The sequence below is a fragment of the Bacillus sp. FSL K6-0255 genome (assembly GCF_045040725.1).
Lineage (GTDB): Bacteria > Bacillota > Bacilli > Bacillales > Bacillaceae > Bacillus > Bacillus subtilis.
In genome coordinates this window covers 3,146,437-3,172,158 of record NZ_CP150278.1, presented here as the reverse complement: position 1 = coordinate 3,172,158, position 25,722 = coordinate 3,146,437, and the positions used below count along the sequence as shown (strand labels likewise).

At 46.7% G+C, this 25,722-nt stretch carries 14 protein-coding genes; 11 read left to right on the top strand and 3 right to left on the bottom strand.

The window, feature by feature from the left end:
* The first annotated feature begins 94 nt into the window (after nucleotides 1-94).
* Genes MHB62_RS16570 through MHB62_RS16545 form a run of 6 tightly spaced genes read left to right on the top strand, consistent with a single transcriptional unit; the run spans nucleotide 95 to nucleotide 12,097 of the window.
* The gene (locus MHB62_RS16570; RefSeq protein ID WP_014480725.1) at nucleotides 95-880 is read left to right on the top strand and encodes a 2,3-dihydro-2,3-dihydroxybenzoate dehydrogenase; all 786 of its coding nucleotides are present in this window, start codon (nucleotides 95-97) and stop codon (nucleotides 878-880) included.
* A gap of 25 nt (nucleotides 881-905) precedes the next feature.
* Nucleotides 906-2,102, top strand: coding sequence for an isochorismate synthase DhbC (gene dhbC, locus MHB62_RS16565; RefSeq protein ID WP_019712937.1), 1,197 nt, complete (start codon nucleotides 906-908; stop codon nucleotides 2,100-2,102).
* Nucleotides 2,103-2,130: 28 nt separating this feature from the next.
* A complete protein-coding gene (locus MHB62_RS16560; protein WP_032722446.1) occupies nucleotides 2,131-3,750 on the top strand; it encodes a (2,3-dihydroxybenzoyl)adenylate synthase in 1,620 nt (539 codons plus the stop codon).
* Between the two features lie 27 nt (nucleotides 3,751-3,777).
* Complete coding sequence (locus tag MHB62_RS16555; RefSeq protein WP_019712935.1) at nucleotides 3,778-4,716, top strand: isochorismatase; 939 nt, start codon at nucleotides 3,778-3,780, stop codon at nucleotides 4,714-4,716.
* 19 nt (nucleotides 4,717-4,735) lie between these two features.
* The gene (gene dhbF / locus MHB62_RS16550) at nucleotides 4,736-11,872 is read left to right on the top strand and encodes a non-ribosomal peptide synthetase DhbF (protein ID WP_019712934.1); all 7,137 of its coding nucleotides are present in this window, start codon (nucleotides 4,736-4,738) and stop codon (nucleotides 11,870-11,872) included.
* 15 nt (nucleotides 11,873-11,887) lie between these two features.
* Nucleotides 11,888-12,097, top strand: coding sequence for an MbtH family protein (locus MHB62_RS16545; protein WP_003228753.1), 210 nt, complete (start codon nucleotides 11,888-11,890; stop codon nucleotides 12,095-12,097).
* 43 nt (nucleotides 12,098-12,140) lie between these two features.
* Here MHB62_RS16545 and MHB62_RS16540 read toward each other — a convergent pair whose 3' ends face one another.
* The 3 genes from MHB62_RS16540 to adeR all read right to left on the bottom strand — a co-directional run bounded on the left by MHB62_RS16540 (nucleotide 12,141) and on the right by adeR (nucleotide 15,437).
* Nucleotides 12,141-12,818, bottom strand: a complete 678-nt coding sequence (locus MHB62_RS16540; RefSeq protein WP_003228755.1) for a YukJ family protein — start codon at nucleotides 12,816-12,818, stop codon at nucleotides 12,141-12,143.
* Between the two features lie 111 nt (nucleotides 12,819-12,929).
* A complete protein-coding gene (ald, locus tag MHB62_RS16535) occupies nucleotides 12,930-14,066 on the bottom strand; it encodes an alanine dehydrogenase (protein ID WP_014480718.1) in 1,137 nt (378 codons plus the stop codon).
* Between the two features lie 102 nt (nucleotides 14,067-14,168).
* Nucleotides 14,169-15,437 carry a sporulation transcriptional activator AdeR gene (gene adeR, locus MHB62_RS16530; RefSeq protein ID WP_010886604.1) on the bottom strand — a complete coding sequence of 423 codons (1,269 nt, stop codon included), beginning with the start codon at nucleotides 15,435-15,437 and terminating at the stop codon, nucleotides 14,169-14,171.
* A gap of 520 nt (nucleotides 15,438-15,957) precedes the next feature.
* Between adeR and MHB62_RS16525 the strand changes: the two genes are divergently transcribed.
* From MHB62_RS16525 to esaA, 5 genes are all read left to right on the top strand, one after another.
* On the top strand, nucleotides 15,958-16,251 hold the full coding sequence (locus MHB62_RS16525; RefSeq protein ID WP_003220661.1) for a WXG100 family type VII secretion target: 294 nt from the start codon (nucleotides 15,958-15,960) through the stop codon (nucleotides 16,249-16,251).
* A gap of 69 nt (nucleotides 16,252-16,320) precedes the next feature.
* The gene (yukD, locus tag MHB62_RS16520) at nucleotides 16,321-16,560 is read left to right on the top strand and encodes an ESX secretion system protein YukD (RefSeq protein ID WP_003228763.1); all 240 of its coding nucleotides are present in this window, start codon (nucleotides 16,321-16,323) and stop codon (nucleotides 16,558-16,560) included.
* A 14-nt stretch (nucleotides 16,561-16,574) separates the two neighbouring features.
* A complete protein-coding gene (gene essB, locus MHB62_RS16515) occupies nucleotides 16,575-17,930 on the top strand; it encodes a type VII secretion protein EssB (protein ID WP_003228765.1) in 1,356 nt (451 codons plus the stop codon).
* A gap of 60 nt (nucleotides 17,931-17,990) precedes the next feature.
* Nucleotides 17,991-22,478: a type VII secretion protein EssC gene (gene essC / locus MHB62_RS16510; protein ID WP_019712933.1), complete on the top strand. Its 4,488-nt coding sequence runs from the start codon at nucleotides 17,991-17,993 to the stop codon at nucleotides 22,476-22,478.
* Nucleotides 22,475-25,705: a type VII secretion protein EsaA gene (gene esaA, locus MHB62_RS16505; RefSeq protein WP_019712932.1), complete on the top strand. Its 3,231-nt coding sequence runs from the start codon at nucleotides 22,475-22,477 to the stop codon at nucleotides 25,703-25,705. Before essC ends, esaA begins: the two co-directional genes overlap by 4 nt.
* The last annotated feature ends 17 nt before the right edge of the window (nucleotides 25,706-25,722 follow it).

The following is a 25,722-nucleotide window of genomic DNA, read 5'->3' as shown; positions in this document are numbered from 1 at the left end:
TAATCATTATCAATAGATTGCGTTTTTCAAGGCGCAGCAGTCTTTTGCGCTGGATGTCTGTTCGGCATTTAGAGCGAAGAAAGGAATTGATGATATGAATGCAAAGAGTATAGAGGGAAAAATTGCTTTTATAACAGGGGCTGCCCAAGGAATAGGCGAAGCTGTTGCGCGGACGCTTGCCAGTCAAGGCGCACATATTGCGGCAGTTGATTATAATCCTGAAAAGCTGGAAAAGGTTGTGAGCAGCCTCAAAGCAGAAGGCCGCCATGCAGAAGCTTTTCCTGCGGATGTGAGAGACAGCGCAGCGATTGATGAGATCACGGCGCGCATCGAACGTGAAATGGGGCCGATTGATATTTTAGTGAATGTAGCGGGTGTCCTTCGCCCGGGACTGATCCATTCGCTTAGCGATGAGGAATGGGAGGCGACGTTCTCAGTGAATTCGACTGGCGTATTTAACGCCTCGCGTTCAGTCAGCAAATATATGATGGACCGAAGATCGGGTTCGATTGTAACAGTCGGATCGAATGCTGCCGGTGTACCAAGAACATCTATGGCGGCATATGCGTCTTCAAAGGCTGCGGCTGTGATGTTTACGAAATGCCTTGGCCTTGAGCTTGCAGAATACAATATTCGCTGCAACATTGTATCTCCCGGATCAACGGAAACAGACATGCAGTGGTCATTATGGGCCGACGAGAATGGAGCGGAGCAAGTCATAAAAGGATCACTTGAGACATTTAAAACAGGGATCCCGCTCAAAAAACTAGCCAAGCCTTCGGATATTGCGGATGCGGTGCTCTTTTTGGTTTCTGGCCAGGCAGGGCATATTACGATGCATAATTTATGCGTAGATGGTGGCGCGACCTTAGGCGTGTAACTGAATTTAAAGGAGGTTCATGAGAATGTTGGATCAAAACGTTATAACAGAAACAAAAGCGGAGCATTTGCTTCATGAATATCAGCCGGGCGCCTTTTTCTTAGCGTCTCCTCATCGTGTACTGTTAGCGAAAGGCATATGTGAAATCGTACCGGAGGCAGACGGGCAAAACCAAATGGAAACCCTTTCTGGCCGAATTGCAGAGACGCTGCGTCAGACAAAACAATCAGGGCAAAGCCGGCCGCTTGTTGTCGGGGCCGTTCCTTTTGATCAAGTAAAACCAGCGCGGCTCGTTGTACCTGAAGAAGTGCGCTGGTCAGGACCGCTTCAATTTGATCATGAGGAAAAGGAACAGCAGGCTGGGCATACATACCACATAAAGCCTGTTCCTGAACCTGAGGATTATAAAAATGGTGTTGAACAAGGGCTGGCGCGCATTGCCGATGGAACACTCAGCAAAATCGTCCTGTCCAGATCACTGCATTTGACATCGCCTGAACCGATTCAGACGGATGAATTGCTTCGCCATCTGGCTCAGCATAACACGCATGGCTACACGTTTGCCGCAGACGTGTCCAGTCAGGAGGAAACGTCTCCCCGCCGAACATTGCTCGGAGCAAGTCCGGAGCTTCTCGTTTCAAGGATGGGAACACAGGTCGTTTCCAACCCATTAGCCGGCTCAAGGCCGCGCAGTAATGATCCTGTTGAAGACCAGCGCCGGGCAGCTGAATTGCTTTCTTCCGCAAAGGATCTTCATGAGCACGCGGTTGTCGCTGACGCGGTTGCGGCAGCGCTGAGACCTTTCTGCCGGACGCTGGAGGTTCCGGAGAAGCCTTCACTGATCAAAACGGAAACGATGTGGCACCTGTCCAGCGTGATTAAGGGAGAGCTTTCCGATCCGTCTGTAACCGCACTTGAATTGGCGGCGGCGCTCCACCCGACGCCAGCCGTCTGCGGAACACCGACTGATCTTGCAAGAGAAGCGATTCTCAGCATTGAACCATTTGACCGCGGTTTCTTTACCGGCATGGTCGGATGGTGTGACGATGCCGGTGACGGAGAATGGATCGTGACCATCCGTTGTGCAGAAGCAGAAGAACGCTCACTCCGCCTGTATGCTGGAGCTGGTGTTGTGGCCGGTTCAAAGCCTGAGGACGAGCTTCAGGAGACGTCCGCAAAGTTTCGGACAATGCTGCGGGCAATGGGCGTGGATCACATATGAACAGAATGAATTGCTGGAGGGATACAACATGCTGAAAGGATTTACGCCTTGGCCTGATGAGTTAGCTGAGACCTATCGAAAGAACGGCTGCTGGGCCGGTGAGACGTTTGGAGATTTGTTAAGGGACCGGGCAGCCAAATATGGTGATCGCATTGCCATTACATGCGGAAACACCCATTGGAGCTATCGAGAGCTTGACACAAGGGCTGATCGCCTGGCTGCCGGATTTCAAAAGCTCGGCATTCAACAGATGGATCGTGTTGTGGTGCAGTTGCCAAATATCAAAGAGTTTTTTGAAGTCATTTTCGCGCTTTTCCGTCTGGGGGCGCTTCCAGTCTTCGCACTGCCTTCTCATCGAAGCAGTGAAATTACATATTTTTGCGAGTTTGCTGAAGCGGCTGCATATATCATTCCCGACGCTTATTCCGGTTTTGACTACCGTTCGCTTGCCAGACAGGTTCAAAGCAAGCTGCCGACTTTGAAAAACATCATTGTCGCAGGTGAGGCAGAGGAATTTTTACCGCTGGAGGATTTGCATGCAGAAACTGTAAAACTGCCTGAAGTCAAATCATCGGATGTGGCGTTCCTCCAGCTTTCTGGCGGGAGCACCGGGCTATCGAAACTGATTCCGAGGACCCACGATGACTACATATACAGCCTGAAGCGGAGTGTGGAGGTCTGCTGGCTCGACCACAGCACGGTGTACTTGGCCGCGCTGCCGATGGCACACAATTATCCGCTGAGCTCACCCGGCGTTCTCGGCGTATTATACGCTGGAGGAAGAGTGGTATTATCTCCTTCTCCAAGTCCAGATGACGCATTTCCTTTAATTGAACGGGAAAAGGTCACGATAACCGCTCTTGTTCCGCCTCTTGCGATGGTATGGATGGATGCGGCATCCTCACGCCGTGATGATTTATCCAGCCTTCAAGTGCTGCAGGTCGGCGGTGCCAAGTTTAGTGCTGAAGCCGCGCGCAGGGTAAAAGCTGTTTTCGGCTGCACGCTGCAGCAGGTGTTCGGAATGGCAGAGGGTCTCGTCAATTATACGAGATTGGATGATCCTGAGGAGATCATTGTCAACACCCAAGGAAAACCGTTGTCTCCATATGATGAAGTGCGTGTTTGGGATGATCATGATCGCGACGTAAAACCTGGTGAAACAGGCCATCTGCTGACGCGGGGGCCGTATACAATTCGAGGTTACTATAAGGCAGAAGAGCATAACGCCGCTTCATTTACTGAGGACGGTTTTTACCGTACGGGTGATATCGTCAGGCTGACACGAGACGGGTATATTGTCGTTGAAGGCCGGGCGAAGGATCAAATTAACCGTGGAGGAGAAAAGGTTGCGGCTGAAGAGGTGGAAAATCATCTGCTGGCGCATCCGGCTGTCCATGATGCGGCAATGGTCTCCATGCCTGATCAATTTCTTGGCGAAAGATCTTGTGTGTTCATTATTCCCCGGGATGAAGCCCCAAAAGCCGCAGAGCTCAAAGCATTTTTGAGAGAGCGCGGACTGGCGGCATATAAAATCCCTGACCGAGTTGAATTTGTCGAATCCTTTCCGCAGACAGGGGTAGGAAAGGTAAGCAAAAAGGCTCTTCGTGAAGCCATTTCCGAGAAACTTCTTGCAGGGTCAAAAAAATAAATCAACAATTTGAGAGGAAGTGTTCATATGGCTATACCTGCCATTCAGCCGTATCAAATGCCGACAGCATCTGATATGCCGCAAAACAAAGTATCATGGGTGCCTGATCCGAATCGGGCTGTCTTGTTAATACACGATATGCAAAACTATTTTGTCGATGCTTTCACAGCGGGAGCGTCTCCGGTAATAGAGCTTTCAGCGAATATACGAAAGCTGAAGAATCAATGTGTTCAGCTTGGGATTCCTGTTGTCTATACCGCACAGCCGGGAAGCCAAAATCCGGATGACCGTGCGCTGCTGACAGACTTTTGGGGCCCGGGATTAAACAGCGGTCCTTATGAGGAGAAAATTATAACCGAGCTGGCACCAGAGGATGATGATCTTGTGCTGACAAAATGGAGATACAGCGCGTTTAAGAGAACGAATCTGCTTGAAATGATGCGCAAAGAGGGACGCGATCAGCTGATCATTACAGGAATTTACGCCCATATCGGCTGTCTTGTTACAGCATGTGAAGCATTTATGGAGGATATTAAAGCCTTTTTTGTGGGAGATGCAGTTGCTGATTTTTCATTAGAAAAACATCAAATGGCGCTGGAATATGCGGCTGGACGCTGTGCGTTTACCGTGATGACTGACAGTCTTCTTGATCAGCTGCAGAATGCGCCGGCAGACGTTCAAAAAACGTCAGCAAACACTGGCAAAAAGAACGTGTTTACATGTGAGAATATCCGTAAACAAATTGCTGAGCTTCTACAAGAAACACCGGAAGACATCACAGATCAAGAGGATTTGCTCGATCGTGGTCTTGATTCGGTAAGGATCATGACATTGGTGGAACAATGGCGCCGTGAAGGGGCAGAGGTGACTTTCGTGGAATTGGCTGAACGCCCAACGATCGAAGAATGGCAGAAATTGCTCACAACCCGCAGCCAGCAAGTGCTGCCAAACGCGGATTATTTATAAAAGGAGGGTAAACAAACGGATGCCTGATACAAAAGATCTTCAATATTCTTTGACCGGGGCGCAAACTGGCATATGGTTTGCTCAGCAGCTTGATCCGGACAATCCAATCTACAATACAGCGGAATATATAGAAATCAATGGACCAATCAATATTGCTCTTTTTGAAGAAGCTTTGCGGCACGTGATCAAGGAAGCGGAATCGCTGCATGTCCGCTTCGGTGAAAATATAAACGGGCCTTGGCAGATGATAAACCCGTCTCCGGATGTACAGCTGCACGTCATTGACGTCAGCTCTGAGCCTGATCCGGAAAAAACAGCATTAAACTGGATGAAAGCTGATTTAGCAAAGCCGGTTGATTTAGGGTATGACCCTTTGTTCAATGAAGCTCTGTTTATTGCCGGGCCTGATCGTTTCTTTTGGTATCAGCGCATTCACCATATAGCGATCGACGGCTTCGGTTTTTCCCTGATAGCCCAGCGTGTGGCAAGTACATATACTGCGCTTATAAAAGGACAAACAGCTAAAGGCCGTTCCTTTGGGTCTCTCCAGGCCATTTTGGAGGAGGATACAGATTATCGCGGATCAGAGCAGTATGAGAAGGATCGTCAATTCTGGCTGGACCGTTTTGCAGATGCACCTGAAGTTGTGAGCTTGGCTGATCGGGCGCCGAGAACATCTAACAGTTTTCTTCGTCATACGGCATATCTGCCTCCGTCTGATGTAAACGCGTTAAAAGAAGCGGCTCGCTATTTCTCAGGAAGCTGGCATGAAGTTATGATTGCGGTGTCAGCTGTTTATGTGCACCGTATGACCGGCTCTGAGGATGTTGTGCTTGGCCTGCCCATGATGGGTCGGATAGGGTCCGCGTCACTGAATGTACCGGCTATGGTGATGAACCTTCTCCCGCTCCGGCTGACGGTAAGCTCTTCGATGAGCTTTTCTGAACTGATTCAGCAAATTTCCCGGGAAATCCACAGCATTCGGCGACATCATAAGTATCGCCATGAAGAGCTTCGGCGCGATCTGAAATTGATAGGAGAAAATCATAGATTATTTGGCCCTCAAATCAATCTTATGCCGTTTGATTACGGTCTCGACTTTGCCGGCGCCCGGGGCACAACGCATAATCTTTCAGCCGGTCCTGTTGATGATCTATCAATCAATGTATATGACAGAACAGACGGCAGCGGGCTGCGAATTGATGTTGATGCGAATCCCGAGGTATACAGTGAGTCTGATATTAAGCTTCATCAGCAGCGTATCCTGCAGCTGCTGCAAACGGCTTCTGCCGGAGAGGACATGCTGATTGGGCAATTGGAGCTTCTGTTGCCAGAGGAGAAAGAAAAAGTCATTTCTAAATGGAATGAGACGGCAATATCCGAGAAGCTGTTCAGCCTTCAGGACATGTTCGAAAAGCAGGCAGTTCTTACGCCAGAACGTATCGCTCTCATGTGTGATGACATTCAAGTCAACTATCGAAAGCTCAATGAAGAGGCAAACCGCCTCGCGCGTCTGTTGATCGAAAAAGGGATTGGTCCGGAGCAATTTGTCGCTTTGGTGCTGCCGCGTTCCCCTGAGATGGTGGCTTCAATGCTTGGTGTGCTCAAGACTGGTGCGGCGTATCTCCCCCTTGATCCGGAGTTTCCAGCCGACCGCATTTCTTACATGCTGGAGGATGCGAAACCTTCATGCATCATAACGACTGAGGAAATAGCAGCCAGTCTGCCTGATGACCTGGCTGTACCTGAGCTTGTGCTTGATCAGGCTGTTACACAGGAGATTATAAAACGCTATTCGCCGGAAAATCAGGATGTATCGGTTTCGCTTGACCATCCTGCGTATATCATCTATACCTCAGGATCAACAGGAAGACCGAAGGGAGTCGTTGTGACACAGAAAAGCTTAAGCAATTTTCTGCTGTCTATGCAGGAGGCATTTTCTCTAGGAGAAGAAGACAGGCTGTTGGCTGTGACGACTGTCGCTTTTGATATTTCAGCATTGGAGTTATATCTTCCGCTGATTAGCGGAGCGCAAATCGTGATCGCAAAGAAAGAAACGATCCGTGAGCCGCAGGCATTAGCTCAAATGATTGAAAATTTCGATATTAACATTATGCAGGCGACACCGACACTGTGGCACGCTTTGGTAACGAGTGAACCTGAGAAACTTCGGGGGCTTAGAGTGCTTGTAGGAGGCGAGGCGCTGCCGAGCGGTCTTTTGCAGGCGCTTCAAGACCTTCATTGTTCAGTCACGAACTTATACGGTCCCACTGAAACAACGATTTGGTCTGCCGCAGCTTTTCTTGAAGAAGGGCTGAAGGGCGTTCCTCCGATTGGGAAACCGATTTGGAACACGCAGGTGTATGTGCTTGATAATGGATTGCAGCCGGTGCCGCCGGGCGTTGTCGGAGAGCTTTATATTGCAGGCACCGGCTTGGCCAGAGGTTATTTCCATCGTCCTGATTTAACGGCGGAGCGCTTCGTTGCAGATCCATACGGACCGCCGGGAACTCGGATGTATCGGACCGGAGACCAGGCCCGCTGGCGCGCCGATGGGTCTTTGGATTATATCGGGCGGGCGGATCATCAAATCAAAATTCGCGGATTCCGAATTGAACTTGGAGAAATTGATGCCGTGCTTGCCAATCACCCGCACATTGAACAGGCCGCGGTTGTCGTACGGGAAGATCAGCCGGGAGACAAACGATTGGCGGCTTATGTAGTCGCTGATGCTGCTATTGATACTGCAGAGCTTCGTCGTTATATGGGGGCCAGTCTTCCTGATTATATGGTACCGTCGGCGTTTGTGGAGATGGACGAGCTGCCGTTAACACCTAATGGCAAGCTTGACCGGAAAGCACTGCCGGCACCAGACTTCAGCACATCTGTCAGTGATCGGGCCCCGCGGACTCCTCAGGAAGAGATATTGTGTGACTTGTTTGCAGAGGTTCTCGGTTTGGCACGCGTCGGTATCGATGACAGTTTCTTCGAGCTTGGGGGCCATTCTCTTCTTGCAGCCCGTCTGATGAGCCGCATTCGCGAGGTAATGGGAGCCGAACTTGGTATCGCCAAGCTCTTTGACGAACCGACAGTAGCCGGACTCGCTGCCCATCTTGATTTGGCGCAGAGTGCACGTCCCGCTTTGCAGAGAGCTGAGCGGCCTGAAAAGATCCCGCTCTCATTTGCCCAGCGCCGGCTATGGTTCCTGCATTGTCTGGAAGGACCGAGTCCTACTTATAATATTCCGGTTGCTGTCCGTTTGTCAGGTGAGTTGGATCAAGGATTGCTGAAAGCGGCACTTTATGACCTCGTCCGCCGTCATGAAAGTCTTCGGACGATCTTCCCTGAATCACAGGGGACATCCTATCAGCATATTTTAGATGCCGATCAAGCCTGTCCCGAGTTACATGTTACTGAAATTGCTGAGAAGGAGCTTTCTGATCGGCTTGCCGAAGCTGTACGCTACAGCTTTGATCTTGCAGCTGAACCTGCTTTTCGTGCCGAGCTTTTTGTGATCGGTCCTGACGAGTACGTGCTACTTCTTCTCGTCCATCATATTGTCGGGGACGGCTGGTCCTTAACACCGCTGACCCGAGACCTTGGGACGGCTTATGCGGCTCGCTGCCACGGACGATCTCCCGAATGGGCGCCTCTTGCTGTGCAGTATGCAGACTATGCGCTTTGGCAGCAAGAACTGCTTGGAAACGAGGATGATCCAAATAGCTTGATTGCCGGACAGCTTGCTTTCTGGAAAGAAACCTTGAAAAACCTGCCTGATCAGCTTGAACTGCCAACCGATTATTCACGTCCGGCTGAGCCGAGTCATGATGGAGATACGATTCATTTTCGTATTGAGCCCGAGCTTCACAAGCGATTGCAGGAGCTGGCTCGCGCAAATAGGGTGAGCCTGTTTATGGTGCTTCAATCCGGTCTCGCCGCTTTATTGACAAGGCTCGGGGCGGGCACCGACATTCCGATCGGCAGTCCGATCGCGGGACGGAATGATGATGCGCTGGGCGATCTTGTAGGGCTGTTCATTAATACATTGGTGCTCAGAACTGATACGTCCGGTGACCCAAGCTTTCGTGAGCTTCTAGACAGAGTACGGGAAGTGAATCTGGCCGCCTATGACAATCAGGATCTGCCGTTTGAGAGACTTGTAGAAGTGCTCAATCCGGCTCGTTCGCGTGCGACGCATCCTTTATTCCAAATCATGCTTGCGTTCCAAAATACACCGGACGCTGAACTGCATCTTCCTGATATGGAGAGCAGCCTGCGAATCAACAGTGTCGGTTCTGCTAAGTTTGATTTGACGCTGGAAATCAGTGAAGATCGCCTTGCTGACGGGACACCAAACGGAATGGAAGGACTGCTTGAATACAGCACTGATCTTTTCAAGCGGGAAACTGCTCAGGCTCTTGCTGACCGATTGATGCGCCTGTTGGAGACTGCCGAGTCTGATCCTGACGAGCAAATCGGAAATCTGGATATTCTTGCGCCAGAGGAACGCAGCAGCATGGTGACTGATTGGCAAAGTGTATCTGAAAAGATTCCACACGCATGTTTGCCAGAGCAGTTTGAGAAGCAGGCAGCTTTACGTCCTGATGCCATTGCCGTTGTATATGAAGATCAGGCACTGAGCTATGCAGAGCTGAATGAAAGAGCAAACCGGCTTGCCCGAATGCTGATTAGTGAAGGTGTCGGGCCGGAGCAATTTGTGGCATTGGCACTGCCCCGATCGTTGGAAATGGCTGTCGGCCTATTGGCGGTGCTAAAGGCCGGGGCAGCTTATCTCCCTCTTGATCCGGATTATCCGGCTGATCGAATTGCTTTTATGCTAAAAGATGCACAGCCTGCGTTTATCATGACGAACACTAAAGCTGCAAATCACATTCCGCCAGTTGAAAACGTGCCGAAAATCGTGCTGGATGATCCCGAGCTGGCAGAGAAACTAAACACGTACCCTGCAGAGAATCCAAAAAATAAGGATAGGACTCAGCCGCTTTCGCCTTTGAATACGGCGTATGTCATTTATACATCCGGCTCAACAGGTGTTCCAAAAGGTGTGATGATTCCTCACCAAAATGTAACACGTTTATTTGCAGCGACCGAGCACTGGTTCCGTTTCAGCTCAGATGATATCTGGACCATGTTCCATTCCTATGCGTTTGATTTTTCGGTGTGGGAGATCTGGGGTCCTCTGCTGCATGGCGGACGTCTTGTAATCGTGCCTCACCACGTCAGCAGATCGCCAGAAGCGTTTCTGCGCCTGCTTGTCAAAGAGGGGGTGACTGTTCTGAACCAGACACCGTCTGCTTTCTATCAGTTTATGCAGGCGGAACGGGAACAGCCGGATCTCGGACAGGCACTCAGTCTGCGCTATGTCATTTTTGGCGGAGAAGCGCTTGAACTCAGCCGTTTAGAGGATTGGTACAACCGCCACCCTGAAAATAGACCGCAGCTTATCAATATGTATGGTATTACAGAAACGACGGTGCATGTGAGCTATATTGAATTAGACCGAAGCATGGCAGCTTTACGGGCAAACAGCTTGATCGGCTGCGGCATTCCCGATCTTGGTGTATACGTGCTGGATGAACGCCTGCAGCCGGTTCCGCCGGGTGTTGCCGGAGAGCTGTATGTATCAGGAGCGGGGTTAGCACGAGGTTATCTAGGCCGGCCTGGTTTAACATCTGAACGCTTCATAGCTGATCCGTTCGGTCCTCCAGGCACCCGGATGTACCGCACTGGGGATGTGGCCCGCCTCCGCGCTAACGGTTCTCTCGACTATGTAGGACGTGCAGACCATCAAGTGAAAATTCGGGGATTCCGGATTGAATTGGGAGAAATTGAAGCCGCGCTTGTTCAGCATCCGCAGCTTGAAGATGCGGCAGTGATCGTTCGTGAGGATCAGCCGGGAGATAAACGGTTGGCAGCTTATGTCATCCCTTCGGAAGAAACATTTGATACGGCGGAACTGCGCAAATATGCTGCGGAGAGACTGCCGGATTACATGGTGCCTGCTGCCTTTGTGACGATGAAAGAATTGCCGCTGACACCGAATGGAAAGCTTGATCGTAAAGCACTGCCCGCTCCGGATTTCGCAGCGGCAGTGACAGGGCGAGGACCGAGAACGCCGCAGGAAGAAATTCTCTGTGACCTCTTTATGGAGGTGCTTCACTTGCCGCGTGTCGGCATTGATGACCGTTTCTTTGATTTAGGCGGACATTCCTTGCTTGCTGTACAGCTCATGAGCCGCATTCGTGAAGCGCTCGGCGTTGAACTCAGCATCGGCAACTTGTTCGAAGCACCTACTGTAGCCGGGCTCGCTGAAAGACTTGAAATGGGATCAAGCCAAAGCGCTCTTGACGTTCTGCTGCCGCTCCGAACAAGCGGAGACAAGCCTCCTTTATTCTGTGTTCATCCGGCAGGGGGGCTCAGCTGGTGTTATGCCGGTTTGATGACCAATATAGGAACAGATTATCCAATCTACGGCTTGCAGGCACGGGGAATCGGGCAGCGCGAGGAGCTTCCGAAAACACTTGATGACATGGCTGCCGATTACATTAAACAAATCCGAACGGTCCAGCCAAAAGGCCCATACCATCTGCTGGGCTGGTCCCTGGGCGGGAATGTCGTTCAAGCGATGGCTACCCAGCTGCAAAATCAAGGAGAAGAAGTATCCCTGTTGGTGATGCTGGACGCCTATCCGAACCACTTCCTTCCTATAAAAGAGGCGCCGGATGATGAGGAAGCGCTTATTGCCCTTCTGGCGTTAGGCGGGTACGATCCAGACAGCTTAGGGGACAAACCGCTAGATTTTGAAGCGGCGATTGAGATTCTTCGCCGTGACGGCAGTGCGCTTGCGAGCCTGGATGAAACGGTCATTTTAAATTTGAAGAATACGTATGTCAATTCTGTCGGCATTTTAGGTTCCTATAAGCCGAAAACCTTCCATGGAAATGTTTTGTTTTTCAGATCAACAATCATTCCTGAATGGTTTGCCCCGATTGAACCCGACTCTTGGAAGCCTTATATTAGCGGACAGATTGAACAAATCGACATCGACTGCCGTCATAAAGATTTATGTCAGCCGGAACCTCTGGCTCAAATCGGCAAGGTTCTCGCTGTCAAACTGGAAGAGTTGAATAAATAAGGGAGGAGAAATAGAATGGCAAATCCTTTTGAAAATGCGGATGGCACATATTTGGTGCTGATCAATGAAGAAGGCCAATATTCCCTATGGCCCGGTTTTATAGATGTGCCGAGCGGCTGGACAGTCGTTCATGAGCAAAAAGGGCGTGAAGCTTGTTTGGACTATATCCAATCGCATTGGAGCGATATGAGGCCAAACAGCCTAAAGACTGTTGAAAATGTGTAATCGTATCAAAAAGAGACTGCTTGCCGCAGTCTCTTTTTCTATCTTACGCAGACGTTTGGGTATGATCACAATCTCTGACCGGGTTTCCGTTTTCATCGGTACACCAAGATTGGGATAAAAACGCTAAAAACACAGCGGCCCACTGATCTGCAAACTGAATCAGAATACCTCCGTCATGCCAAGAGCCGTTGTCTTTTTTCCAGCGCGTATCCATTGCATTCCCTTGATTCATATGGATATTGTGCATTCCGTTAGTCGGGGTAAAGCCGAATATTTTATCTGCAGCCTGTTCAGGGCCGAATTTTGAACCGAATATATAAACCGGCGCTTTCTCATCTTGTGCTTTCTTCATATAGGTTTCAATAAAATCATTTAAATCATTATCAGGTCCTGTGATTTCATGAGGCAAAGGCTTCATTTCCCGCGGGTCAAACAAATTGCCCCGCACATAATCCAGTGCCACTTCACGGTTTGCTTCATTGATCCTTGTATATCCATACGGCATGTTCGGAAGGATGGTAATTGAGCCCGAATCAAACTGATCGTCAGCCAAATACAATACTTCAGATTCCTCAGAACTGGACATCACATTGATGGCGCACCTGTAATACGTATTCTCTTCACCGAGCATTTTGACTTGGAAATGAGGACTGTCATCATCTGTTTCCCGCTTCATGTCTAAGACTATGCCTTTTAACACGCCATATTGCTGAACAGCCATATGAATCCTCCTTTATGATCAACTTCATAGTCATAATTCGTGAAATGGTCTCTTTTTTCCTTTTAAAAAATAAAAAAGCCTGCAGAAATCTTTCTGCAAGCTCATTGTGAATTAAGCACCCGCCACAGATGATTCATCCTGTAAAGCTTTCTCGGCAGGAACATACTCATAGCCTAGATCTCTTGCTACAGCTTCATAGGTCACGTGTCCGTTTGCGGTGTTTAAACCCGCTCTCAGTGCCGCATTGTCTGCGAGCGCTTTTACTGCCCCCTTGTTCGCGATTTGCAGCGCGTATGGAACAGTAACGTTAGTCAGGGCGATTGTTGACGTACGAGGGACTGCGCCCGGCATGTTCGCTACAGCATAATGCACAACCCCGTGTTTTTCATATGTTGGCTGATCATGTGTTGTGATATGGTCGACAGTTTCGACGATGCCGCCTTGGTCGATCGCTACATCAACAATGACTGAACCAGGTTTCATTTGTTTTACCATTTCCTCAGTGACAAGAGTCGGAGCTTTAGCACCCGGAATTAATACCGCGCAAATGAGGAGATCCGCTTCCGCTACAGCATCAGCAATATTGACCGGATTAGAAATTAACGTTTTAATCTGATGGCCGAAGATGTCATCAAGCTGGCGCAAGCGGTCTGCGTTTAAGTCAATGATCGTCACATCTGCACCGAGGCCGACAGCCATTTTCGCCGCGTTTGTCCCGACAACGCCTCCTCCGATAATCGTTACTTTTCCGCGAGAAACGCCCGGCACCCCGGCAAGCAGAATGCCTTTTCCGCCTTTAGGCTTTTCTAAGAATTGAGCGCCGATTTGCGCTGCCATTCTGCCCGCAACCTCTGACATTGGCGTGAGAAGAGGCAATGTCCGGCCTTCACTGACCGTTTCATATGCGATGGCAGTTACTCCTTTATCCTTCAAGGCCTGTGCAAGCTCAGGCTCAGCTGCTAAATGAAGGTACGTAAACAGCACAAGTCCTTTGCGGAAATAAACATATTCTTCCGGCAGCGGTTCTTTTACCTTCATGACCATTTCGGCGTCCCAGACCTGCTTCGGATCAGCAATGATTTCCGCTCCTGCTGACTCATAGGCTTCATTTTCAAATCCGCTTCCAAGGCCCGCGCCTGTTTCAACCAGCACCCGGTGGCCGTTTGAAATGAGCTGAGAAACGCCCCCGGGTGTTAATGCGACACGGTTTTCATTGTTTTTTATCTCTTTAGGAACCCCTATGATCATATCTGTCTCCTCCTGTATCCTGTGATATTTTTAGTGTAGCTTGATATTTTGGAAAATTCTTTGTTTGATTAAGAAAATAAAAAAACATGGATTTGTGAAATTTCACAAATCCATGTGCCGAAGTTTGATATCTAAATAGATGGTGAATTTTTGATTCACATTTTTCAAATCAATTTCAGCGATCTGGCTGATCCGCTTAAGGCGGTAATTCAACGTATTAACGTGTATATTTAACAGCTTGGAAGCCGTATTCACGTTGCTGTCCGCTTCAATAAAGCGCTCTAGCGTCTCTACCATATTTGACTGGTGATCCCGGTCATATTGTTCCAGTTTGGAAAGCGAGTAATTATAATGGCCCGCCTGTTTCCGTTTTTCATTTAAGACATCTAAGTATTGATAAATGCCTAACTCAGAAAAGCTGAAAAGATGTTTGGTCTCTTCAGCGAACCGTTCCTTCGTTTTTAAGACGGACAATGCTTCCTGATAGGAGCGGGAGACAAAAGAAATAGAGTTGTATATTCCGCCAAAAGCGATAGAAACGTCTTCTATTTTATACCGCTCCTTCAGCTGTTTTTGCGTACTTAAAGCAAACTGTTTTAAATCTTGAAAAGGATGATCTGTTTTGGGTGAGGTTAATATAATAAGTTCATTGGAATCTACGGTCGCCAGCAGCACGTAAACCTGCTGGGTCGTTTCCTGTAAATATTGCAGCTGCTGTTCGATTTTTTCAGTCAGCTCGCCATTTATGCGGATGATCATAACGGAAAACTCTGAAGGAGCGGCCATTCCAAGCTTATGGAACCCATCCGCCATATCATCCTCCTGATGGATGTGTCCGGTCAGCATTTTCCAGAAAAATTCTTGGCTGCGTTCTTCATTTTTCGTTTTTCTGATTTGAAGTTTGAGAAGCTTGTTTTTCACTGCTTTTGCTGCCATTTGCAATGTCAGCAGATCTTCATCGGACAATGTTTTTTGGATCTCAAGCGCCCATATGAAGCCAAGTACTTGCTTGTTTTTCCAAATCGAAATAGCGACGCGATTGCTCAGCCCGACTTCATCGATTTGCTTGACTCTGATCGGCTGGTCCGTTTTTAAGAGAGCAGGAATTGTCCCGTCTTTCCACAGCTTGTTAATCACCTTCTCCGGTACCCTTCTGCCAATAATGGTAGACGTCCGGGCAGGGTCTGTGCAGTCGCTGTGTGTACTGTAGGCAAGCAGCTTGTGGTTAACATCCTCTATGGTGATCGGGCACCGCAGAACGTCGCTGATATGATCAGCCACATCTTCAAGTCTGTCAAAACTATATTTAAACGGATCATTCGGCATGGTCATAAATCTCCCTACTTTTCGTGCTTGATTTCTCTTTGACATCTCATCCCCTTCCTTTTATTATGATTGTTGTTGTTTGTGAAAATCAACAACAAAGAACAGAAGCAAAAAAACAATTTCATGAGAGAAACGTTCTATATACATTTGGCGGTGTAATCGCCTTTTTGCAGGACAGTGTATGTCTCATATAATACGACAGCTTATCCTATTAATCTTCTAAGAAAGTCATCGGAGGCAAGACTAATTAAGGAAAGAAAAAACTGAACCTTTCAGAAATGGTGCTGTAGCATCAAATTTTCTGAAAGGTTTTTTTTGGGAGTTGGAGAGTTATTTGGGTCTTTTGGATTATTCGGAGAATGAAGAGAAGATTAAGAAAATAAACCTATTTACTTTACAGTATATGTCATTTTTAAGTGATTCGGGGTAAACCATTGGACTCATTTTGTAAAATTAAAACATATTTGTTTGACTATGCCGAAAAACTGTTTTTATAATAATGACGTTCTAAAAATAAGTGAATTAGCCCATATTTAGGCTGATGGCACAGGAGGTAATGAGGAATATGGCAGGATTAATTCGTGTCACACCCGAAGAGCTAAGAGCGATGGCGAAGCAATACGGCGTTGAAAGCCAAGAAGTATTAAATCAGGTTGATCGTTTAAACCGAATGATCTCTGATTTGAAAAGCATGTGGGAAGGTGCTTCAAGCGAAGCGTTCGCAGATCAATACGAGCAGCTCAAACCTTCATTTATCAAAATGTCAGATTTGCTTCAAGATGTGAATCAGCAGCTTGATCAAACAGCAAATACACTTGAGTCTACTGACCAAGACATCGCAAATCAAATCCGCGGATAACAGTATGAAAGGGAAGGAGCGCCTGATTCAAAAGAAGACGGCGCTCTTTCTATGTAAGGGTGATCCTAAATGTATATTGATATTACAATAGATTTGAAACATTATAACGGCAGTGTCTTTGATCTCAGATTGTCAGATTACCACCCGGTGAAAAAAGTAATTGATATTGCTTGGCAGGCCCAAAGCGTATCTATGCCTCCGCGCGAAGGGCACTGGATCAGAGTGGTGAACAAGGATAAGGTGTTTTCCGGAGAATGCAAGCTGTCTGATTGCGGCATTACAAACGGAGACCGGCTTGAAATATTATGAAAGGATCTGGTTGAATGTCAGGTGAACAAAAATCATATTTAGAAAACCAATTAGAAGCTGTTGCCGAGAAAACAGATGCCGGCTATACATTTACCTTTCAACGGGAAAAAATAAAGCTTCTCGACGGTCTTGAAGCTAACGTGATCAAAGATATAAATCCATTTTTTCATAAAGAAATCGATGTGACGGATGATGAAGTAATCATCACAATCCAACCTCCCTCCTCCTATAAAGCATTCCGCTTCATGAAAGCTAAGGATAAAAAAAGTAAATGGCAGTTTGCCTATCAGCTTGTTCAAGCCGTACAGCAGCACAATCTGTCGAGGCTGAATTTGATTGTCGCTCCTGAAAACATTGTATTCGATAAAGGGCTTACGCCTTATTTTCTCCATTATGGAGTAAAAGAAAGCATTCCTCCTTACGAGCGTGATGAGGAAAGAGTATGGCAGGAGCTGAAAGCGGCAGCGGCTTTGGCAGTTGACGGCGCTTTTGCGTTTGAAGACTACCTGAAATTCAATGAAACGCTGACGTTCTCCGCAGAGGCAAAGGCGATATTAGATGCTGAATCCTATGATGATTTGCTCGAGCTGATTCAAACCCATATTGATGAGCTCGAAGCCAAAGCAAAAACATACATACATATCCCGAGAAAGAAGTGGAACATCCAGCGATATATCGGCCTGGGGCTCATTGTTTTGCTTGTACCGGCACTTATTTATTCGATGTACGCCTTATTTTTCGCGCAGCCAAAGCACCAGGCGATAGTGGACAGCAACCGTGCGTTCTTAAACAAGCAGTACAGTGAAGTCATCAGCACACTGTCCAAGTACGATGCGGAAAGCCTGCCTGAATCGGTGCAGTATCAGCTGGCGACGTCCTATGTTGAGGTCGAAAACCTGGGGAGTGCAAAAACCAAAAATATAGAAAATAATTTAGTCACCCTTCAATCAGACCCTCAGCATTTCTTATATTGGATTGATTATGGTCGAGGAGAATACAAAGAAGCGATCAGTATCGGCCGTAAGCTTGAATACAATGATTATATTTACTTTGCCCTAGCTAAATATAAACAGCAGCTTTTATCTGAGGATACAAATGATGAAGACATACAAAAAGAACTTGACTCAGTAAATAGTGAGCTTGAAAAAGCCCAAAAAGAACGTCAAGAAAATAAACAGTCTAATTCTGAAACATCGTTAGTCGATACAAGCGAAGAACAGACACAAACAGACGAAGAAAAACAAGCAGAAGAGAAAGCGGCAGAAGAAAAAGCCGCAGCCGAGGAAAAAGCGAAAAAAGAAGAACAGAAGAAAAAAGAAGACGAGAAAAAAGAAACAGAAAAGAAAGATGAGAAAAAAGATGACAAATAACGTGAGACATGAAGCACAGGTCATCGCATGCTGCCATTCGGCCGTAAGGGGGTTCGCCATTTGAGTCTATTATGGGTTTTTTACCAAAATAACGTTCAAAAATTAAATCTGTCTAACCTCCCGTCGTCTCATCCGGTGACCATAGGGCCTGATGTGAAGGATTCTGTTACGATCAGCACCATTCCATTTAATAGCGGCGTGGTTTCTCTTAAAAGAAAGGAATCCGGCGGCCAATACGAAGTTTTCCTGGGAAATGATTGTCTCGGCACGATTGAGACGGATATATCATTTACTCTCCAAACGGATCAGCAGGATATACGCTTGATATTGACGGGCAGTGAACCTGAGAAATCCGTTTATTTTACGGGAAATCGGGATGAAATTGTATGTTCCTCAGAAAAAACGAATGCAGATATTTATCTGAATCCGCAAGATTTTGCATTTGCAGAACAAAGCACGTTTTCTTTGCTTCGTGCAGGCGGCAGCTGGTCGGTCCGCCCTGAAAGCGGAACGATCTTCTTGAACGGAGAGAAAATCAACGCCAATACGCCGCTCAAGCCGGGGGATGAAATATTCTGGAACTTCACGCAAATGAGGGTGACGGAACAAGACCTTTTAGAAATTGTTCATTATGCCCAGTTTGAAACAGCGTTAACAGAAACGGTCAAACCGAGTACAGAGATGCAGAAAAAATATCCGCAGTACAGAAGAACGCCGCGGATGGTATACGATCTGCCGGATGACCGCGTTTCTTTCAGTTTTCCCTCTCAGGAGAGCGATCAAACCAACAGAGGGCTGTGGCTCGTCATCCTGCCTCCGCTTGTGATGCTGATCGTGATGGGCGTAGTTGCCATCATCCAGCCGCGCGGCATATTTATACTCGTTTCTTTGGCGATGTTTATGATGACTCTCATTACCTCGACAGTGCAATATTTCCGGGATAAAAACCAGCGGAAAAAACGCGAGGAAAAACGGGAGCGTGTATATAAGCTTTACTTAGACAATAAGCGGAAAGAGCTTCAGGCACTTGCTGAAAAGCAAAAGCAGGTTCTTGAATTTCACTTTCCTTCATTTGAACAAATGAAATACTTAACAAGTGAAATCAGTGACCGGATCTGGGAAAAATCACTTGAAAGCAAGGATTATCTCCAGCTGCGGCTTGGGACGGGAACAGTTCCGTCAAGCTATGAAATCAATATGAGCGGCGGAGACTTGGCGAATCGTGATATCGATGACCTCATGGAGAAATCGCAGCACATGCAGCGCGTCTATAAAGATATCCGCAATGCGCCGGTGACGGTCGATTTGGCAGAAGGTCCGATGGGGCTTGTCGGTAAATCGCAAATTGTGAAAAATGAGATTCACCAGTTGATCGGACAGCTGTCGTTCTTTAACAGCTATCACGATTTGCGTTTTGTATTTATTTTTCATGAAGAAGAGTATAAAGACTGGGAGTGGATGAAGTGGCTTCCGCAATTTCAAATGCCCCATATTTATGCAAAAGGATTTATTTATAATGAGCAAACCCGAGATCAGCTTCTGTCTTCACTTTACGAATTGATCAGAGAGCGTGATCTCGAAGATGACAAAGAAAAACTGCAGTTCAAACCGCATTTTGTATTTGTCATCACGAATCAGCAGCTGATCTCTGAGCATGTCATTCTCGAATATTTAGAAGGACAGCATGAGCATCTGGGCATCTCGACAATTGTCGCTGCGGAAACAAAGGAAAGCTTGTCGGAAAACATTACGACTCTTGTCCGCTACATTAATGAGCATGAAGGCGACATTTTAATACAAAAGAAAAAAGCGGTAAGAATTCCGTTCCGTCTCGATCATCATCAGCGTGAGGACAACGAACGGTTTTCACGCACACTGCGGACGCTGAACCACCAGGTCGGCATTACGAATTCCATTCCGGAAACGGTATCGTTCCTGGAGCTTTTTCATGCGAAGGAAGTAAAAGAAATCGGCATTCAGCAAAGATGGCTGACAAGTGAATCGTCGAAGTCGCTGTCAGTGCCGATCGGCTATAAAGGGAAAGATGACATTGTGTATCTGAACCTTCACGAAAAAGCACACGGTCCGCACGGCTTGCTTGCGGGGACAACGGGATCAGGGAAAAGTGAATTTCTCCAGACCTACATCTTGTCACTTGCAGTGCATTTTCATCCGCATGAAGCGGCTTTCTTACTAATTGACTATAAAGGCGGAGGAATGGCGCAGCCGTTCCGCAACATTCCCCACCTCCTCGGCACGATCACAAATATTGAAGGAAGCAAAAACTTCAGTATGCGTGCGCTTGCTTCCATTAAAAGCGAGCTGAAAAAAAGGCAGCGCCTGTTTGACCAGTATCAAGTCAATCACATCAATGACTATACAAAGCTGTACAAGCAAGGGAAAGCAGAAGTGGCGATGCCTCACTTGTTCTTAATCTCTGATGAGTTTGCCGAGCTGAAAAGCGAGGAGCCTGATTTTATCAGGGAGCTTGTCAGTGCCGCGCGTATCGGACGAAGCCTCGGCGTTCATTTGATTTTGGCGACACAGAAGCCAGGCGGCATCATCGACGACCAGATCTGGAGTAACTCGCGCTTTAAAGTAGCGCTCAAGGTCCAGGATGCCACCGACAGTAAAGAAATTTTGAAAAACAGCGATGCCGCAAACATTACCGTAACAGGCCGCGGCTATTTGCAGGTCGGAAACAATGAAGTGTATGAGCTGTTCCAATCTGCATGGAGCGGGGCGCCTTACTTAGAGGAAGTCTACGGTACTGAGGATGAAATCGCGATTGTTACAGATACGGGTCTGATCCCGCTTTCTGAGGTTGATACCGAAGATAACGCGAAAAAAGACGTTCAAACCGAAATCGAAGCTGTAGTTGACGAAATTGAACGCATCCAAGATGAAATGGGAATCGAGAAGCTGCCAAGCCCTTGGCTGCCGCCGCTTGCGGAACGTATTCCGCGCACTCTTTTCCCTTCAAACGAAAAAGACCATTTCCACTTTGCGTATGTCGATGAACCTGATCTGCAAAGACAGGCGCCAATTGCTTATAAGATGATGGAAGATGGAAATATCGGCATCTTCGGCTCTTCGGGCTACGGAAAATCGATTGCAGCCGCAACGTTCCTGATGAGTTTTGCGGACGTATACACACCTGAAGAGCTTCATGTCTATATCTTTGATTTCGGAAACGGAACGCTGCTGCCATTAGCGAAGCTCCCGCATACCGCGGATTACTTCCTGATGGACCAGTCAAGAAAAATTGAAAAGTTCATGATTCGCATCAAAGAAGAAATTGACCGCCGTAAACGTTTGTTCCGGGAAAAAGAAATCAGCCACATCAAAATGTACAATGCGCTGAGCGAAGAAGAGCTTCCGTTCATCTTTATCACCATTGACAACTTTGACATTGTCAAGGATGAGATGCATGAGCTTGAATCGGAATTTGTCCAGCTTTCCAGAGACGGACAAAGCTTGGGTATCTACTTTATGTTGACAGCAACGCGGGTGAATGCTGTCCGCCAGTCATTGTTAAATAACTTGAAAACAAAGGTTGTCCATTATCTCATGGATCAATCAGAAGGATATTCCATTTACGGCCGTCCGAAGTTCAATCTTGAGCCGATTCCGGGACGCGTTATCATTCAAAAGGAAGAGCTTTATTTCGCGCAAATGTTCCTGCCTGTTGACGCCGAGGATGATATCGGCATGTTCAACGAGCTGAAATCAGACGTACAGAAACTTCAAGGGCGATTTGCTGCAATGGAGCAGCCGGCACCGATTCCGATGCTGCCTGAGAGCTTGTCTACGAGAGAATTTTCTATCCGCTTCAAGCTGGAACGCAAGCCTTTATCTGTACCGATCGGGCTTCATGAAGAAACAGTCAGCCCAGTCTATTTTGATTTGGGCAAGCATAAGCACTGCCTGATTTTAGGCCAAACTCAGCGCGGGAAAACAAACGTCCTAAAAGTCATGCTTGAACATCTGATTGATGATGAAACCGAAATGATCGGCCTGTTTGACTCGATTGACCGCGGCTTATCTCATTATGCGAAGGAATCAGATGTTTCATATTTGGAAACGAAAGAAGATATTGAGCAGTGGATTGAAACAGCAGAAGACATTTTCAAAACAAGAGAAGCCATGTATGTAGAAGCCGTCCGCCAAGGAGACGCACAAAATCTGCGATTCTCACAAGTCGTGCTGATGATTGACGGGATAACGAGATTCCAGCAGACGATTGATACGAGAATACAAGATCGTCTCGCTAACTTCATGAAATCATACGCTCATCTTGGGTTCAGCTTTATCCCGGGCGGAAACCACAGCGAATTCTCAAAAGGCTATGACTCCTTGACGACTGAGATGAAGCAAATCCGCCACGCGATTCTGCTGATGAAAAAGTCTGAGCAAAATGTCATTCCTCTCCCGTACCAAAGACAGGAGCCTGAGATTCAGCCGGGCTTCGGATATGTTGTGGAAAACGGGAAGGAGCAAAAAGTTCAAATTCCTTTATGTTCTGCTGAAAGGGAGAGTGCTAGATGACAGAACAACGAAAAAGCTTGATCAAGTTAATATCCGCCGTCATCATCATTTTGCTGCTGCCGGTGTTGTTTTTCCGATTTATCGGAGACGACCCAACGAAAAAAGCAGTCAATTCTACCCGGCAAATCGCGGTGGTGAATGAAGACACAGGCGTATTGAGTGATGAGGTAAAGTCTGATGAAGAGGACAAATCCGCCCAGTTCGGCAAGGAAGTAGCGGCCGTTCTGGGTGAACGTCCTGATTATTCGTGGACGGTCGTAAACCGAAGCGCGGCCGAGACCGGTCTCGCTTCAAAGAAATACGATGCGATTGTCTACATTCCCTCAGACTTCTCAAAAAACATTTTGAGCTATGACAAAGACCATCCTCAAAAGGCAACGATCGAATTCAGCATTCAAGATAACCTGAATGCGGTTAACAAAGAAAAAGTTCAGCGTGAGCTTGAGGATGCCCAAAAGACAATGAACAAAAAAATGTCGGCCTTATACTGGAATTTTGTTTCGCAAAAAGTGGACAACATCAGAGGAGAATTTGACAAGATCGTCAATAAAGAATCTGAATTCCAGAATGTCATGTACAACTTTTACAAACCAAGCTCTAATGATTTAGCAGGTGAAATCAAACAGCAAAAAGACTTAATCGATGAGCTGAAGAAATCAATGAATGAAGCGCAAGGCACGACAAAAGAAAAAGCTTCTACGGCGGAGGAAGCCAAAAACACGCTGAAAGAATTCATTGATACAGTTGAAAGGTACAAAGAATATCAAGAGAATCAGAAAAAGCTGCTTTTGGCAGCCCAGGATTCAACACAGCAGCAAATCCGGACAGGTCTGGATGCCATCCAGGCACAGCAAAAGGCGAATCAGTTCAGCGAACGCATGAGCGGATTGGCAACCGGGATCGGCCAAGCGAAGACACAAATAGGACTGACAAACCTTGCGTTGAACAATGCTGAAAAGTTAAGGCAAAATCAAGTGCCATTGCAAGAAATGGGTATGAAAAAAATTGAGAATGACATGTTTAATGCATTTCTATCTCGATATAAAAGTCAATATGAAGCTATTAAATATCAAAATTTAAATCAATTGCAAGAGAATATCGGGAAGAACCGCCTTAGTTTACTTAAACCTAAGGAAAGCGACGAAAAGGAAGATGGAGAAGACACATCTGATAATAAAGATGACACAGATAAGGAAGATATTGAAGATATAAAATTGGATTTAGAGAAGCAGCGGGATGAGCTCAAAAATGTTGCAACTGAAATTAAAGATATCTCTGAAGGGTTAAAAGAACCTGAACAAGAAAAACCAACAACACCCGATGCTGAAGAACCATCAACCGATGATTCTCCTAATACTGAAGAACCGTCGAATGATATTCCAACATCCGATGATCAGCCAACAAATGAAGATACTGGCTCATCAGAAGAGGGTACTCAAGATAATGGATCACAAAATGATGTTCAAACTAACATTGAAACGGGACAAAAACATCAAGAATCTTCAAAAAACGTTCCTGAACAAGATACAAACACGGAGAATACAGGAACCTCTAAAACAGATTTCTCTTTGATTGAACTCGCAGATGAAAACGATGGCTCAAATCAAAGTGATGGGCTACAGGGTGACGGAGCTGACGGTGAAACTGATATTTCAGGTGCAAAAAAACGTCTGAACGAAGCAGCGATAAAATTAGAGGAAATAGAAAATGCACTTCAAGAAAAACAAGAGGAACATAACAACAAACTAGAGAAACATATTGATGAGTTAAATCAAGAAATTAAAGAGTTAAATAAAACAGTTTCAAAATTAAATGATCAAATTGGTGACTTAACAAAAAAGTTGGTTGATTTTGATAATAATGTCAATGATGCTTATAGGTTAATATACAATTTGGAAGACGAAATAATACAAACTTTGCAGAGTAGAGGCTATGTAGATCAGAAAGAAAAACTAAGTTCAATTTTTTCAAGTAGAATTGAAACTGATAATATTTCTAACTTGATGAAGTATTACAACTCTTTAAATTTATATAAGTCTACGCTAAATGATAATCTGGATCTAGGCTCTTTGACTATTATTAAAGGTGAAGTCATCCAAGAGCAAGATGGCAACGTCCAATCAGTCCTGGCTCTCACACCTGAAGAATCAGCCAGCTGGGAAGCTCTCAAAAACAACACGATGCAAACAGATGAGGATATTAACAGCTTCATCGACGGCATGACCAAATTTGCGGACGACTACAGCGGCTATATCCGTGACTCTCAAGCAGGTGTTCTCGACGAACTGACGAAAATCTCTGAAAGTGCCGCAAAAGCGTCAGAACAGCTTGTAACAGGCGCAACACAGGAATCTGCGACGTTCAGCAACGATGGGCTGTCTGGTACCATGGCACTGAGTGTCCAAGATACGGTCGGCCAGGAAGTGCTGCAAATGTCAGACATGATGGGTTCATTGTCTGATCGCCAGTCCGGCATCATTGATTACACAACCAACATGCAGCAAAGCGTTAATGATGTTCAAGCGAAAGCCGACACCTTAAACAACAACTGGGGGAAAAATGTCGCCTCCACGAAACTCGTGCGAAATGACGTATACGGCATACTCGGAAATACATTAGTAGACGGGCAAAACAATGGCTATGTATATGATTACTTAGCGAATCCGCTTAAAATCAGCGGAGAGGTTCCGGAAGAAAAAATTCAGACGGTACCTCCGGTTGTCATCCTTGTCATTGTGTTGATCAGCAGTCTGTTAATCGGCTATTTCAGCTCGTATTACCAAAACGCACCGCTTCTCGTCAAAGGAGCGTTATTCGGAATTCTGAATATCCTTGTCGGACTTATGATCAGCTTGTTCGGCTTGAATATTTATTCATTGCCGGACGATCAGACGATTAAGTGGTCGGTGTTTACGATTCTATTGCTGGTCGCAAGCTCTGCCTTCATCCGGACGGCATTCAGATTCGGATCAATCCCTGGCTGGGTTGCTTCAGCGGCAATGATTCTATTCTATGTCGCACCGCTTATTGATTTGATCATGCCGAACTTTACATTTGAAGATCCGGTTTCGAAAGTATATATCGACATCCAGTACGGTACTGGGCACTTGTTTACAATGGGAATAACAGTTCTGCTGATCATTACGGTGATTGCCGCGGCTCTGCCGCTGATTATCCGGCTGATGGCTGAACACACAGCAGAAAGCGATGAAACGTATGAAGCGTAATCGCAGCATGGAAAAGG